The sequence below is a fragment of the Paraburkholderia sp. BL10I2N1 genome (genome assembly GCF_004361815.1).
In the GTDB taxonomy this organism is placed as follows: Bacteria; Pseudomonadota; Gammaproteobacteria; order Burkholderiales; family Burkholderiaceae; genus Paraburkholderia.
The window spans coordinates 959,752-973,528 of sequence record NZ_SNWA01000001.1; the positions used below are offsets into that span (position 1 = coordinate 959,752).

13 protein-coding genes and 1 tRNA gene are annotated in these 13,777 nt (G+C 61.5%); 9 read left to right on the top strand and 5 right to left on the bottom strand.

The window, feature by feature from the left end:
• Positions 1-11: 11 nt before the first annotated feature.
• Positions 12-1,748: a proline--tRNA ligase gene (locus B0G77_RS04475; RefSeq protein WP_133661035.1), complete on the bottom strand. Its 1,737-nt coding sequence runs from the start codon at positions 1,746-1,748 to the stop codon at positions 12-14.
• A 248-nt stretch (positions 1,749-1,996) separates the two neighbouring features.
• Between B0G77_RS04475 and B0G77_RS04480 the strand changes: the two genes are divergently transcribed.
• Complete coding sequence (locus B0G77_RS04480; RefSeq protein ID WP_133661036.1) at positions 1,997-2,662, top strand: RNA pyrophosphohydrolase; 666 nt, start codon at positions 1,997-1,999, stop codon at positions 2,660-2,662.
• A gap of 79 nt (positions 2,663-2,741) precedes the next feature.
• A complete protein-coding gene (locus B0G77_RS04485; protein WP_133661037.1) occupies positions 2,742-3,299 on the top strand; it encodes a CNP1-like family protein in 558 nt (185 codons plus the stop codon).
• A 179-nt stretch (positions 3,300-3,478) separates the two neighbouring features.
• Here B0G77_RS04485 and proB read toward each other — a convergent pair whose 3' ends face one another.
• From proB to rplU, 4 genes are all read right to left on the bottom strand, one after another.
• A complete protein-coding gene (proB, locus tag B0G77_RS04490) occupies positions 3,479-4,597 on the bottom strand; it encodes a glutamate 5-kinase (RefSeq protein WP_133661038.1) in 1,119 nt (372 codons plus the stop codon).
• 84 nt (positions 4,598-4,681) lie between these two features.
• Positions 4,682-5,797 (bottom strand): Obg family GTPase CgtA, encoded by a 1,116-nt coding sequence (cgtA, locus tag B0G77_RS04495; protein WP_133661039.1) that lies wholly within the window; start codon positions 5,795-5,797, stop codon positions 4,682-4,684.
• 157 nt (positions 5,798-5,954) lie between these two features.
• Positions 5,955-6,218: a 50S ribosomal protein L27 gene (gene rpmA, locus B0G77_RS04500; protein WP_090538089.1), complete on the bottom strand. Its 264-nt coding sequence runs from the start codon at positions 6,216-6,218 to the stop codon at positions 5,955-5,957.
• 24 nt (positions 6,219-6,242) lie between these two features.
• On the bottom strand, positions 6,243-6,554 hold the full coding sequence (rplU, locus tag B0G77_RS04505) for a 50S ribosomal protein L21 (RefSeq protein WP_007180329.1): 312 nt from the start codon (positions 6,552-6,554) through the stop codon (positions 6,243-6,245).
• 214 nt (positions 6,555-6,768) lie between these two features.
• Here rplU and B0G77_RS04510 point away from each other — a divergent pair, with 214 nt between their 5' ends.
• The 7 genes from B0G77_RS04510 to coaE all read left to right on the top strand — a co-directional run bounded on the left by B0G77_RS04510 (position 6,769) and on the right by coaE (position 13,557).
• The gene (locus B0G77_RS04510) at positions 6,769-7,761 is read left to right on the top strand and encodes a polyprenyl synthetase family protein (RefSeq protein WP_133661040.1); all 993 of its coding nucleotides are present in this window, start codon (positions 6,769-6,771) and stop codon (positions 7,759-7,761) included.
• A 39-nt stretch (positions 7,762-7,800) separates the two neighbouring features.
• Positions 7,801-7,877 (top strand) — tRNA-Pro (locus B0G77_RS04515).
• Positions 7,878-8,025: 148 nt separating this feature from the next.
• Positions 8,026-9,330, top strand: coding sequence for an HlyC/CorC family transporter (locus B0G77_RS04520; RefSeq protein ID WP_208116396.1), 1,305 nt, complete (start codon positions 8,026-8,028; stop codon positions 9,328-9,330).
• A gap of 233 nt (positions 9,331-9,563) precedes the next feature.
• The gene (locus tag B0G77_RS04525) at positions 9,564-10,763 is read left to right on the top strand and encodes an ATPase, T2SS/T4P/T4SS family (RefSeq protein ID WP_347814154.1); all 1,200 of its coding nucleotides are present in this window, start codon (positions 9,564-9,566) and stop codon (positions 10,761-10,763) included.
• Positions 10,760-11,992 carry a type II secretion system F family protein gene (locus B0G77_RS04530; protein WP_133661042.1) on the top strand — a complete coding sequence of 411 codons (1,233 nt, stop codon included), beginning with the start codon at positions 10,760-10,762 and terminating at the stop codon, positions 11,990-11,992. Before B0G77_RS04525 ends, B0G77_RS04530 begins: the two co-directional genes overlap by 4 nt.
• Positions 11,993-12,021: 29 nt before the next feature.
• Positions 12,022-12,948, top strand: a complete 927-nt coding sequence (locus B0G77_RS04535; RefSeq protein WP_133661043.1) for an A24 family peptidase — start codon at positions 12,022-12,024, stop codon at positions 12,946-12,948.
• Positions 12,949-12,951: 3 nt separating this feature from the next.
• Positions 12,952-13,557 carry a dephospho-CoA kinase gene (gene coaE / locus B0G77_RS04540; RefSeq protein ID WP_133661044.1) on the top strand — a complete coding sequence of 202 codons (606 nt, stop codon included), beginning with the start codon at positions 12,952-12,954 and terminating at the stop codon, positions 13,555-13,557.
• The last annotated feature ends 220 nt before the right edge of the window (positions 13,558-13,777 follow it).

The window sequence follows — 13,777 nt, forward strand, 5'->3', positions numbered from 1 at the left end:
GTCCGCTCCGCTTAGCGGACAATCGCTGCACGAATCTTCTCCGTCACTGTGACGGCTGCGCTGTCGACCGGCAGCAGCGTCGCCTCCGTATCGCGGCGGCCCTGATACTCGACCTTACCGTCCTTCAGGCCACGATCGCCGATCACGATCCGGTGCGGCACGCCAACGAGCTCCCAGTCGGCGAACATCACGCCGGGGCGCTCGCCGCGATCGTCAAGAATCACGTCGATGCCAGCGGCGACCAGTTCCGCGTACAGCTTGTCGGCCTGCTCGCGCACGGCTTCGCTGCGGTCATAGCCCATCGGGCACAGCACGACTTCGAACGGCGCGATCGATTCCGGCCAGATGATGCCCTTGTCGTCGAAATTCTGTTCGATCGCGGCGCCCAGGATACGTGTGACACCGATGCCATAGCAGCCCATGATCATCGGCTGCGGCTTGCCGGATTCGTCGAGGAAGGTCGCGTTCATCGCTTCCGAGTACTTGCTGCCGAGTTGGAACACGTGGCCGACTTCAATGCCGCGGCAGATGTCGAGCACGCCCTTGCCATCCGGCGACGGATCGCCCTTCACCACGTTGCGGATGTCCGAGACAATCGGCTCAGGCAGATCGCGGCCCCAGTTCACGCCAGTGGTGTGGAAGTCGATCTCGTTCGTGCCGACAACGAAGTCGCTCATGTTCGCCACCGTGCGGTCCGCGACCACCTTGACCGGCTTCTTCGTGCCGACCGGGCCGAGGTAGCCCGGTGGCGTGCCGAACCACTCGACGATCTCTTCTTCCGTCGCGAAACGGAATTCTTCGAGACCCGGGATCTTGTTCGCCTTGATCTCGTTCATCTCGTGATCGCCGCGCAGCATCAGCAGCCAGATGGTGGGCTCGGCGCCTTCGTTTTCCGTCGCGAGGACGATCGACTTGATCGTGCGTTCGAGCGGAATGTCGAGGTACTCGGCGACGGTTTCGCACTTGGCCTTGCCGGGCGTCGGGGTCTTGTTCATCGGCTCGGTGGGCGCCGCGCGTTGTACGATGAGCGGCAGCGCTTCTGCAGCTTCGACGTTCGCCGCAAAGTCGGAGGTGGGACAGTACGCGATTGCGTCTTCGCCGGTGTCTGCGATCACGTGAAATTCATGCGAGCCGCTGCCGCCGATCGAGCCGTTGTCGGCCGCGACTGCGCGGAAATCGAGGCCGAGGCGCGTGAAGATGCGCACGTAGGCGTCGTACATCTTCCGGTACGACTCGCGCAGACCGTCCATGTCCTTGTCGAACGAATAGGCATCCTTCATGGTGAACTCGCGGCCGCGCATCACGCCGAAACGCGGACGGATTTCGTCGCGGAACTTCGTCTGGATCTGATAGAAGTTCACCGGCATCTGCCGGTAGCTCTTGATCTGGTTGCGCGCAATATCGGTCACGACTTCTTCGTGCGTCGGCCCGATCACAAAATCGTTCTGCTTGCGATCCTTGAGGCGCAGCAGTTCCGGACCGTACTTCTCCCAGCGGCCCGACTCCTGCCACAGTTCGGCCGGCTGAACGGCCGGCATCAGGAGTTCGATGGCACCTGCCCGGTTCATCTCCTCGCGCACGATGGCTTCCACCTTGCGGATCGAGCGCAGCCCGACCGGCAGGTAGTTGTAGATGCCGCCGGCGACGCGACGGATCATGCCGGCGCGCACCATCAACTTGTGGCTGACGATTTCGGCGTCAGCGGGAGCTTCCTTCAGGGTGCCGATAAAGAAACGGGAGGCTTTCATTCAGAATTTTCCAAAAGCGGCGGCACAATCTGAGCCGTCCAAAGAGATCAAACGGGGAATTCGCGGACCATGGCGCGGACGCGGCGGCACCATGCGCGGACGGCTGTGCCAATCCGCAGGGTCTGATCCGGAGACTACCTCGACGACGCCCTGTTGCGGCAAATCGTTCCAATCTGGTGCGATTCGGTGCGTCAGGACCGTTATCTGTTTATAATCAAAGCAATTTTAAAGGATTCGAAGGTGGTTGTATGCTGGATCGTGAAGGCTTTCGCCCGAACGTCGGCATCATCCTCTTGAACGCGCACAACGAGGTGTTTTGGGGCAAGCGGCTCCGTGAACATTCCTGGCAGTTTCCGCAAGGGGGCATCAAATATGGTGAAACCCCCGTGCAAGCGATGTATCGGGAGTTACACGAAGAAACCGGCCTGCTTCCGGAGCACGTCAAGGTCATCGGTCGCACGCGCGACTGGTTGCGTTACGAGGTGCCGGACAAGTTCATCAAGCGTGAAGTACGCGGTCACTACCGCGGCCAGAAACAGATCTGGTTCCTTCTCCGGATGGTTGGGCGCGACTGCGATATTTGCCTGCGCGCCACCGATCACCCGGAGTTCGATGCGTGGCGCTGGAACGAGTACTGGGTGCCGCTCGACTGTGTGATCGAGTTCAAGCGGGATGTGTATCAGTTGGCGCTGACGGAATTATCGCGTTTTCTGCGCCGCGCGGCGCCACGTGGGGAAAAGCCAGGCGGGCATCATGCGCCGCGCTATCCCCGCATGGTAACGTCCGTGGCGGCGTCGGAAGACTCGTCAGAGCCGCTGGTGACGGTCGAGACGTCGATTCGCACGACGATCGAAACGGATTGTGGGGAAACCGAAAGCTCCATCGTCCGCACGTCGACGTACATGCGCGATTGAACCCCTGTGCGGCAATCCGGTTGCCGCATCTGCCGGCGCGGCAACCGGATTGCCGCGCCGGTGTTTCGAGGAAATCATATTGAAAGCATTTGGTCTCGCCGTGGCGTGTGTCGCCACGGGCGCTCTGCTGGCTGGCTGCGCACATTCGAACACCCCCAGCAACAAGGACGACAGCGCGTTCGCCTATCTGCTCGACAAACCGTCCACGTGGGTCGAAAACAAGGTCGACACCCTGCCGCCGTTGCCGCAGGATAGCGACCTTCTGCCGTTCGACGTGTCACAAAACACGCCGCTGCAGTTCTCGCTCGATGCCAAATCGGTGAGCGTCGGTTCGGATGGCGTTGTGCGGTACACCGTCGTGGTGACAAGCCCGAGCGGCGCGCGCAACGTGAACTACGAAGGCATTCGCTGCGATACCTACGAGTGGCGACTGTATGCTGGACTCAACGAGGATCACAACGGCTGGGACCGAACGGTTGCCAACGACTTTACTCGCATCGAAAACGGCAACTTGAACGCCTATCATGCGTCGCTATATCAGGACTATTTCTGCGCGAGCAAGATCCCGTTGGGGAAAGCGAAGCAGATCGTTGATAACGTTCGCTATCACCGCACTCAAAGCGTGCTGGTACGCTGAAATTCAGTTGCACCGGGCACACCCCGGCTGTGGATACGAAAAAGCCGCTTCGATCAGTTGAAGCGGCTTTTTTGCGTGTGTGACGCCGTTGGTCACGCTGCCTGCGTCGCTTACCGCGTCCGAATTTCCGTCATCTGGGCTATCGCTCGGCACAAACCTCGGTAAGACGAAGGGTACGCTCAGACGAGCACGAGGTTGTCCCGATGGATCAATTCCGGTTCCAGCATGTAGCCAAGCACCGCCTCGATATCACCGCTGGGCCGCCGCTGAATCAGCTTCGTTTCCGCGCTGCTGTAATTCGTCAGGCCGCGTGCCACCTCCCGTCCCGCAACGCTCAGGCAGGCAATGACCTCACCGCGGGCGAACGCACCCTGCACGCCAACAACGCCGATCGGCAACAGACTCTTGCCTCCCGCCGTCAGCTTCTCGACGGCCCCGTCGTCGATCACGACATGACCGCGCACCTGCAAATGGTCAGCCATCCACTGCTTGCGCGCAGCCATCCGCGCCGTGCGCGCAATCAGTTGGGTTCCAATTGCCTCACCGGATGCGAGCCGCGCGAGCACGTCGGCTTCCCGGCCGCTGGCGATGACTGTGTTTGCGCCGCTATGCGCCGCTCGCTTTGCAGCAAGAATCTTGGTCAGCATGCCGCCGCGGCCGATACTCGAACCAGCGCCGCCCGCCATCGCCTCGAGTTCAGGCGCGCCCGCGTCGGCCTGCTCAACGAGCGAGGCTGACGGATCCCTGCGTGGATCCGCGGTATACAGACCTTGCTGATCGGTGAGGATGATCAGCGCATCGCCTTCGATCAGGTTCGCGACCAGCGCCCCCAGCGTGTCGTTGTCGCCAAACTTGATTTCGTCGGTGACGACCGTGTCGTTCTCGTTAATGATTGGCACGACACCAAGACGCAGCAGCGTAAGCAGCGTCGAACGTGCATTCAGGTAGCGTTCGCGATCGGCCAGGTCGGCATGCGTAAGCAGGATCTGCGCGGTACGGATCGAATGCTGAGCAAACCGGCTCTCATACACCTGCGCGAGCCCCATCTGCCCGACTGCGGCAGCCGCCTGCAGTTCATCAATCTCGCGCGGCCGCTTTGTCCAGCCAAGGCGTTGCATTCCTTCCGCAATCGCGCCCGAACTGACGAGCACGACTTCCTTGCCCTGCGAGCGTAACGCGGCGATCTGCGCGGCCCAGCGGCCGATCGCCGCGTGATCGAGCCCGCGCCCGTCGTTGGTGACGAGGCTCGAGCCGACTTTCACTACAAGGCGCCGGGAATCGGCGATGACGGAACGCATTGTGCGCGGTCTCCCAAGATAATGCGTGGTGCCTGATAACGCTCCGCGAAACCGCGTCGCGGGAGCCTGAACGGTCAGAGGCTGCTATTCCTGTTGCTGCCCAGCTTCTCCGCCGGCCTCGCCTTCCTGCTTCTCGCGAAAGCGCACGTCTGCGGCGAGATCTTCGGCCTCGGCTGCACGCTGTGCGTCAGAGTGGGCCGCGATGTAGTCATAGATTGCGTAGCAAAGATTCTCGCAGCCCTGCCCGGTCAGTGCAGATATCTCGAACACCGGACCGTCCCATTCGTAGCGCTTGAGGAAATCCGCCACGCGCGCTTCGCGCTCTTCTTCGGGCACCATGTCGAGCTTGTTCAGCACCAGCCAGCGTGGCTTCTCGAAGAGCGTCTCGTCATATTTGCGCAGCTCGTTGACGATGGATCGAGCTTCCGCGACCGGGTCCACCGCGTCATCAAACGGTGCAAGATCGACGATGTGCAGCAGCACGCCCGTGCGCTGCAGATGGCGCAAGAACTGGTGGCCAAGTCCGGCACCTTCCGCCGCGCCTTCAATCAGACCTGGAATGTCGGCGATCACGAAGCTGCGGCTCGGCCCGACGCGCACGACACCGAGGTTCGGCGCGAGCGTGGTAAACGGGTAATCGGCGATCTTCGGTTTCGCGTTCGATACCGATGAAATAAAGGTCGATTTGCCGGCGTTCGGCATGCCGAGCAGACCGACATCCGCGAGCACTTTCAGCTCGAGACGCACCATGCGCCGCTCACCGGGTTTGCCATCGGTTTTCTGTCGCGGCGCACGATTCGTACTCGACTTGAAATGCAGGTTGCCGAGACCGCCCGCGCCACCCTTCGCGATCTGGACCGTTTGATTATGTTCGGTGAGGTCGGCGATCAGTTCGCCTGTGTCCATATCGGTAATGATCGTGCCGACCGGCATGCGCAGCGTAATGTCGTCGCCGCCTTTGCCATAGCAATCCGCACCGCGCCCGTTTTCTCCGTTGCGCGCCAGATGCTTCTTCGCATAACGATAGTCGATCAGCGTGTTGATGTTGCGATCTGCCACCGCATACACGCTGCCACCACGCCCGCCGTCGCCGCCGTCCGGACCACCGAATGGGACGAACTTCTCGCGGCGCATCGACGCGCTGCCATCCCCTCCGTCGCCGGCGATGACTTCAATCCTCGCTTCGTCAATGAACTTCATGAGTTACTCCGTCCCGTGTTTGATGCTATTTTGCCGCGCCCTTTGCGCGTTGACCAATCGTACGAATGGCCAGCCACCGTTGCAGGCGGCAATGAAAAAGGCCCCGCCAACTTCGCGGGGCCTTTGTTCCGGTCCTGAAGCCCGTGCCTGATTAAACTCAGGCGGCTGCCGGGACTACGTTGACCAGATGCTTCTTGTCAGCGCCTTTCGTGGTGAACTTGACGTGGCCGTCCGTCAGCGCGAACAGGGTGTGATCCTTGCCGATACCGACGTTTTCACCCGGGTGCATACGCGTGCCGCGTTGGCGCACGATGATGCCGCCAGCGTTGATGGCCTGACCGCCGTACACTTTCACGCCGAGACGTTTCGACTCGGAGTCGCGGCCGTTCCGGGACGATCCGCCTGCCTTTTTGTGTGCCATGTGATTGCTCCTTGACCGGTGCGCTTACGCGTTGATCGCGTCGATGCGCAGTTCGGTGTAGTTCTGGCGGTGGCCGCCATGCTTCTGGTAGTGCTTCCGGCGACGCATCTTGAAGATGGTCACTTTTGCATGACGACCTTGGGACACGACGGTAGCCTTGACGGAAGCCCCACTGACCAGCGGCGTACCGAACTTAATCGATTCGCCTTCGCCCACTGCGAGAACCTGGTCGAGCGTGATTTCAGCGTCAATGTCTGCCGGTATCTGTTCTACTTTAAGTTTTTCGCCGACAGCAACCTTATACTGCTTGCCGCCGGTTTTTATGACCGCGTACATTGAGAACCTCACTCTGTATTCATTTTCCCGACGCACCACGCGCGGAAACCCGTGATTATACATAGAGTTAGCTGTTCGGTCAAAAGCGGTTGACAACCGGCCGGAAGGCCGCCATTCCTGGCTGAATGGCCAAACAGGCGCGGATCTCGCGGTCTGCGGCGCGGAATGGACGCGATTCGCCTTATAATTCGCGGCACTACCCCTATTCGCCATCATGTCGTCGACTGCCACCCCTTCCCCCAACGCCGCCAGCCTCCTCGCCCCGATTGCCGAAGACATGCAACAGGTGAATCGCGTTATCCGGCACCGTCTGGCGTCCGAGGTGATGCTGATCAACCAGATCTCCGAGTACATCATCGGCGCCGGAGGCAAGCGCCTGCGCCCCGCGCTGCTGCTGCTCGTGGCTGGCGCACTTGGCGAGATGAGAGGCGCGAAACACGAACTGGCTGCGGTTGTCGAGTTTATCCATACGGCCACGCTGCTGCATGACGACGTCGTCGACGAGTCCGATCTGCGCCGCGGCCGCCAGACCGCCAATGCGCTGTTTGGCAACGCGGCGAGCGTGCTGGTGGGCGATTTCCTGTACTCGCGCTCGTTCCAGATGATGGTCGGGGTTGGCAAGATGCGCGTGATGGAGATTCTGTCCGAGGCGACCAACATCATCTCCGAAGGAGAAGTGTTGCAGCTTCTGAATATGCACGACGCCGACGTCGATGAAGCCCGCTACATGCAGGTGATCCGCTACAAGACGGCAAAACTGTTCGAGGCCGCGGCCCAACTCGGCGCCGTACTTGCCGGCGCCGACGCTACGATCGAATCGGCCGCCGCGGAATTCGGCCGCCGCATCGGCACTGCGTTCCAGATCATGGACGATTGGCTCGACTACACGGGCACGGCAGAATCAATGGGCAAAAACGCCGGCGACGACCTCCGCGAAGGCAAGCCCACGCTACCCCTCATTTATCTGATCGAGCGCGGCACACCGGAACAGTCAGCACTTGCGCGCGAGGCGATCGAACAGGGCGGCACCGACCGCTTCGAAACCATTTTCGAAGCCATCACACGCTCGGGCGCACTGGATCACACGCTCGAATGTGCGAAGAAGGAGGCACAGGCCGCCGCTGCCGCAATTTCTTCGTTTCCCAATTCCATTTACAAAGAAAGCCTGCTAGAATTATGCTCTTACTCGACGGCGCGGCAGTCCTAAACAAGACTGGAACGCTGTTGTAGTCCAAGCAGTACAATTCGGGGTGTAGCTTAGCCTGGTAGAGCGCTACGTTCGGGACGTAGAGGCCGGAGGTTCGAATCCTCTCACCCCGACCAGAATTTTGAAAAACCGCGCAGAGACTGCGCGGTTTTTTTTCGCCTGTACAGCGTGCACGGGCTACCTGCCTATGCCATTCGGCCGGGCCAGCGCATCTGGCACCCTCTGCTATATTCTGCCCATCCCATCTCCAATACTTCGCGACGCGTGGAACAAATTCCCTTATGGGCGCAAATAGGCGCCATCCTCCTGTTGCTTGTCTGCTCGGGTTTTTTTTCCATCTCGGAGACGGCAATGATGGCGCTGAATCGCCATCGCCTGAAGCACCTCGCAAATCAGGGCACGCTCGGCGCGAAGACTACGCAGGCGCTTCTGGCACACACCGACCAACTGCTGAGCGTCATCCTGATCGGCAACAATCTGTTGAACACGATCATTCCGGTGATGACCACGTCGATCGCTCTGCGCACCTTCGGCCATGATAATCTGGTGCTGTCGATCGCGACCGGCATCGTCGCATTTCTGATCATCGTATTTGCAGAAATCACACCCAAAATCGTCGGCGCAACGTTTCCGGAAAAAATCGCACTGCCTGCCAGCCTGCTGATCGCGCCGATGATGCGCATCGCGCGGCCTGTCATCTGGTTCGTCAATCTGTTCGCAAATGGCATCCTGCGCCTGCTGCACATCAACACAAAGGGGGGCCGCGACCAGCGCCTGTCCACCGAGGAACTGCGCACAATCGTGCTTGAATCCGGCAGTTTCATGCCGACCAAGCACCGCAGCATCCTGTTGAACCTGTTCGACCTCGAAAACATCTCGGTCGAAGACGTGATGATTCCGCGCCGCCGCATTGAGGCACTCGACTTCGACGCACCGTTCGAGCAGATCCTGCATCAGCTCGAGACCTGCTATCACAACAAGCTTATCGTCTATCAGGGCGACATCGACCGGGTGCTCGGCGTTCTGCACGTGCGCAAGACGCTAGCGGCGCTTCACAACCAGGAGCTGGAGCGCGAAACGTTGCGTGAACTGCTGGCCGAGCCTTATTTCGTACCGACTGGTACCCCGGTGTTCCAGCAACTCCAGTATTTTCAGGAAAGCCGTCAGCGCACCGCGCTCGTCGTGAATGAATACGGCGAGCTGCAAGGTCTGGTGACACCGGAAGACATCATCGAGGAACTGATCGGTGAGTTCACCACGTCGATCCCGCGTAGCGCAAGTTCACGTGGTGGCTGGGATGAGAACGGCGAATGTATCGTGGCCGGCAGCATGCCTTTACGCGAGTTGAACCGCTGGCTGCACCTCACGCTGCCCACCGACGGCCCGAAGACGCTCAACGGCCTTATTCTCGAGATCCTCGAAGAGATTCCCGAAGGCGACGTCTGCGTGCGCATCGGCGACGTGAAGCTCGAAGTCATGCGTAGTGACGATCAGGCTATTCGCACCGTCAAGATATTCCGTCCGGGCCCAGGTGCTGGCACAAAAGTAAAAAAAACACATCGAGACTAGCCGGATGGCCGAATGGTGCATCGGCACGCGATTCACGATGATGGAGCCATCGTGTTCTACAGGCGGCTTCCGGCCGGTTTTCGATGCACTCCTCCGCTCCTCATTTCAAGCCCTCCAACGCTGCGTGGTCTCGCCCGGCAACTACCGCTGGATCGCCGGTCAACTCCGTCGGCGGTGCCCCGGATGCTCCATCTGCAGCAGCGCCGCATGCAAACCGCGCTTTCGCCGTTTCAGTGACTGAAGCGTCCCCCGCTGTCGGCGCCGACAGCACTCCCGCCGTTCAGCTCCTGACCGATACGCTCCTGGAAGCAACACGCCGCGACGCGTCGGATCTGCACATTGAACCCGCTGAACAAGGTTGGCGGATACGCCTGCGGATTGACGGCGTATTGCATGAGTTCGCACGGCCGCCCTCCCATCTGCGCGATGCGTTTATCACGCGCGTGAAAGTGCTCGCCCGCATGGATATCGCCGAGCGTCGTATCCCGTTGGACGGCCGGCTGCGCCTCACGGTGGCACCAGGTCGGACCGAAGACTATCGCGTCAACTCACTTCCGACGCTGCACGGTGAAAAGCTCGTCCTGCGGCGTCTGGAAGCGCTGCCGTCGACTTTGTCGCTCGACGCGCTCGGACTTGATCCCTTGCAGGGCGAAGCAGTCGCCGCAGCGATCCGTGCACCACACGGCCTCGTGCTGGTAACCGGACCGACCGGTAGCGGAAAAACGCTGTCGCTGTATTGCTTCCTGCAGATGCTCAACGCAGAAACGCGCAACATCTGTTCGGTCGAAGACCCCGCCGAAATCCAGCTGGCAGGCATCAATCAGGTCAGCGTCCGCGAGAACGCGGGACTTACGTTCGCCGTCGCGCTGCGGGCGTTCCTCCGCCAGGATCCGGATGTGATCATGGTCGGCGAAATTCGCGACGAAGAAACGGCGGATGTCGCGGTGAAGGCCGCGCAGACCGGCCACCTCGTACTCTCGACGCTGCATACAAACGATGCGCCCGCCGCCATCGCGCGCCTGATCGACATCGGCGTGGAGCCGTACAACCTCGCGGCAGCATTGCGTATGGTGACGGCACAACGTCTCGTCCGACGGCTCTGCGAAGCGTGCCGGACACCGGAGAACGAGTCGGGGACCGCCCTGCGCGCGGCCGGCTTTTCGGCGGATCAGGTCGGCGGCTGGCATCCCTATGCGGCGCGCGGCTGCCCCGCGTGCCACCGTATCGGCTATCGCGGTCGCATCGGCGTACATCAGGTGATGGCGGTGTCCGACGCGACCCGCGAACTGATCGTCGCGCGCGCGGGCGCTCATGCCGTCGCGAAGCAGGCACATGCCGAGCATGTCACTACGCTCCGCGAAGCCGCCCTGGCGCGGGTGCGGGACGGTACAACCAGTCTCGCAGAAGCGCTCGCAGCCACCGAGATCGCATGAGGACCTCCGGCTCATCCCTCGAGGCATCGCCCGATCTGCGCTTTTCCTGGCGTGCCGTTGATGCCAACGGTCTGCGACGTGCGGGCAGCGTGATTGCGCCGGATGCAGGCACCGCCCGCGCAATGCTAAAGCGTGACAGCCTGTACGTGTACGAACTCGACGCACGTGGTGAAGCGCCTCGCCCGAAAGCGCGCGCCACCGAAGTCACCTTGTTCACGCGCCAGCTCGCAAGTCTTCTTCGCGCCGGTTTGCCGCTCGCGCCAGCGCTTGAACTCCTCGCGCAATCATCGGGACGACGCGACGGGCGCGGCATGTCGCGAATCGTCGGTGCCCTCGCTCGCGATATTACCTCGGGGCTGCATTTTTCCGACGCGCTCGCGCGACACCCCACGCAGTTCAATTCACTTTATTGTCAGTTGATAAGAGTAGGTGAAGCATCGGGTGCGCTGGCTACGGTGTTGGCGCGCGTCGCCGACGACCGCGAACGCGCCGCCGCGCAGCGTGCGAAGGTGCGCGCCGCCCTCACCTATCCGGCAGCGATCCTGCTGCTCGCACTCGCCATTACAGCTGCGCTGCTGGTCTGGGTTGTGCCGACGTTCCAGCAGATCTTTGATGGCTTCGGTGCAAAGCTCCCTCTGCCGACCCAGTTCGTGATCGCGCTATCTGCGGGCGTCGCAAGATGGAGCGTGCCCACGCTCGCATGCATCGTGATGACTGTGCTCGTGACGGCATACGTGCTACGGCGATCCGACACCGCGCGTAAATCGTTCGCACGCTTTTCGCTCCGGCTGCCCATCGCAGGGGCTCTGCTGACGACGCTCTGCGCGGCCCGCTGGAGCCGTGCCCTCGGCACATTGCTGTCCGCGGGCACGCCGCTTATGGACGCATTCGACTCACTGACACACGCCACCGGCAATGCTTTCTTCGACAGCGCTACAGTCGACATTGCCGCACGCCTGCGGCGCGGGGAACGGCTCGCAGCCGCGATGCGCGCAACGCGCTGTTTTCCAGCAGAGATCGTTCAGCCCGTCGCCGTTGCCGAGGAGTCAGGCGCCCTGGGAGCGATGCTGAACGACGTGGCTTCGCTTGGCGACCGTCAGGTCGACGAAAAGATCGGCACGCTCGCAAGCCTGTGCGAACCGCTCGTCATCGTGGTACTGGGTGGGCTGGTCGGCGGCCTTGTAATCGCGATGTATCTTCCCATCATTCAACTCGGCAACGTGGTGTAGCATCGCTGCCAAATCCAAATCATTTTGCCATGCGCGCTATCCTGTCCGTGCCCGAGTCCCCGTTCAACAACCCGTTGAGCCACATCACAGCCAACCTGAGCGCGGCGTTCGGTACGCTCCCCACGGGGTTACAGATCGCGTTCGCGATTGTGTTCGGACTCGTCATCGGCAGCTTCCTGAACGTCGTTGTACATCGGTTGCCTATCATGCTCGAACGTGCCTGGCGTGCCGAGGTCAGCGAAACGACTGGACAGCCGCCCGCAGACGACGGTTTGCCCGGCCGCTACAACCTGTGGCTGCCACGCAGCGCCTGCCCGCACTGCGGCCATACGCTGAAGGCGTGGGAAAACATTCCGTTGTTGAGCTATCTGGTGCTGCGTGGCCGTTGTTCGCAATGCCACACGCGGGTCAGCCGGCGCTATCCGGCAATCGAACTCGTCAGCGCCGCGTGTGCGGCAGGTGCACTCGTCACGTTCGGCGCGACGGGCGCAGCGCTGGCCGCGTTCGGTCTGTGCGCCGCACTGCTCGCCATGAGTGCCATCGACATCGATACGCACCTGTTGCCGGACTCCATAACGTTGCCGCTGCTATGGGCCGGGCTGATCATCAACTTCGACGGCACGTTCGCAACGCTGCATGACTCAGTGCTCGGCGCGATCGCAGGATATCTTGCGCTATGGTGCGTGCATTGGCTGTTCAAGCTCGTGCGGGGTATCGAAGGGATGGGCTACGGCGACTTCAAGCTTCTCGCCGCTTTGGGCGCGTGGCTCGGCTGGGCCGCGCTGCCTCAGATCGTGTTGATTTCGGCCGTGACGGGCGCGGTGGTTGGTCTCCTGGCAACCTGGCGCGGCCGCATGCGCTTCGAAGAGCCGCTGCCGTTCGGTCCGTACCTTGCCGCCGGCGGCGCTGCTACGCTCTTTCTCGGCACGCCGCTTTATCAGATTCTCGGAGGCTGAGACATGTTTGCTGTGGGACTGACGGGCGGAATCGGCAGCGGCAAATCGACAGTCGCGGATCTTTTCGCCGCGCGCGGCGTTCCGATCATCGACACCGATCTGATCGCGCATCGCATTACAGCATCCGGCGGTGCAGCGATGCATAAGATCACGAGCGAATTCGGCACACCGTTTGTGGCGCCGGACGGCTCGCTCGATCGCGCGAAAATGCGCGCGCTGATCTTCAGCGACGACACCGCCCGGGAACGGCTCGAAGCGATCACGCATCCGCTGATCCGCGGCGAGACCGAACGCGAACGCAACGAAGCGCGTGGCCCGTACCTGATGGTCGTGGTACCGCTGCTCGTCGAATCGGGCAACTGGAAGACACGCGTGAACAGGGTGCTGGTCGTCGACTGTGCAGTCGAAACGCAGATTGCGCGCGTGATGCGCCGCAACGCGTTCACGCGCGAACAGGTCCTCGCGATCATCTCGCGGCAGGCGACCCGGGACGAGCGCATCGCTGCTGCTGACGACGTGATCGTCAATGAAGGTGCGTCCGTCGAATCACTTGCTGAAGAAGTCGATGAACTGCATCGCCGGTATGTTGCCCTTGCTGGCGGTCCGTGACACGTTGACGTCACCCGACCAGCACGGATGACTGCAGCCGTATTGCGCACGCCGCAGCGAAGACGCTGGCAAGCAAAGGCAACGCTCATGCTGCGCAAGGCGTGCAGAACACGGGCGACGCGCCTTGCGCAGCACCCGTCCACCGCAAGCGTAAATGCCGCGCAGAAAATGCGCGCGAACCCGCGGAAAAAGTGTGTGATTGCTAGGGTAGTCGCACGGC

Excerpts from the sequence above, each read along its gene's own strand:
- B0G77_RS04475 (WP_133661035.1), bottom strand. The coding sequence starts at position 1,748 with ATGAAAGCCTCCCGTTTCTTTATCGGCACCCTGAAGGAAGCTCCCGCT.
- B0G77_RS04480 (WP_133661036.1), top strand. The coding sequence starts at position 1,997 with ATGCTGGATCGTGAAGGCTTTCGCCCGAACGTCGGCATCATCCTCTTG.
- proB (WP_133661038.1), bottom strand. The coding sequence starts at position 4,597 with ATGCGTTCCGTCATCGCCGATTCCCGGCGCCTTGTAGTGAAAGTCGGC.
- cgtA (WP_133661039.1), bottom strand. The coding sequence starts at position 5,797 with ATGAAGTTCATTGACGAAGCGAGGATTGAAGTCATCGCCGGCGACGGA.
- rpmA (WP_090538089.1), bottom strand. The coding sequence starts at position 6,218 with ATGGCACACAAAAAGGCAGGCGGATCGTCCCGGAACGGCCGCGACTCC.
- rplU (WP_007180329.1), bottom strand. The coding sequence starts at position 6,554 with ATGTACGCGGTCATAAAAACCGGCGGCAAGCAGTATAAGGTTGCTGTC.
- B0G77_RS04510 (WP_133661040.1), top strand. The coding sequence starts at position 6,769 with ATGTCGTCGACTGCCACCCCTTCCCCCAACGCCGCCAGCCTCCTCGCC.
- B0G77_RS04530 (WP_133661042.1), top strand. The coding sequence starts at position 10,760 with ATGAGGACCTCCGGCTCATCCCTCGAGGCATCGCCCGATCTGCGCTTT.
- B0G77_RS04535 (WP_133661043.1), top strand. The coding sequence starts at position 12,022 with ATGCGCGCTATCCTGTCCGTGCCCGAGTCCCCGTTCAACAACCCGTTG.
- coaE (WP_133661044.1), top strand. The coding sequence starts at position 12,952 with ATGTTTGCTGTGGGACTGACGGGCGGAATCGGCAGCGGCAAATCGACA.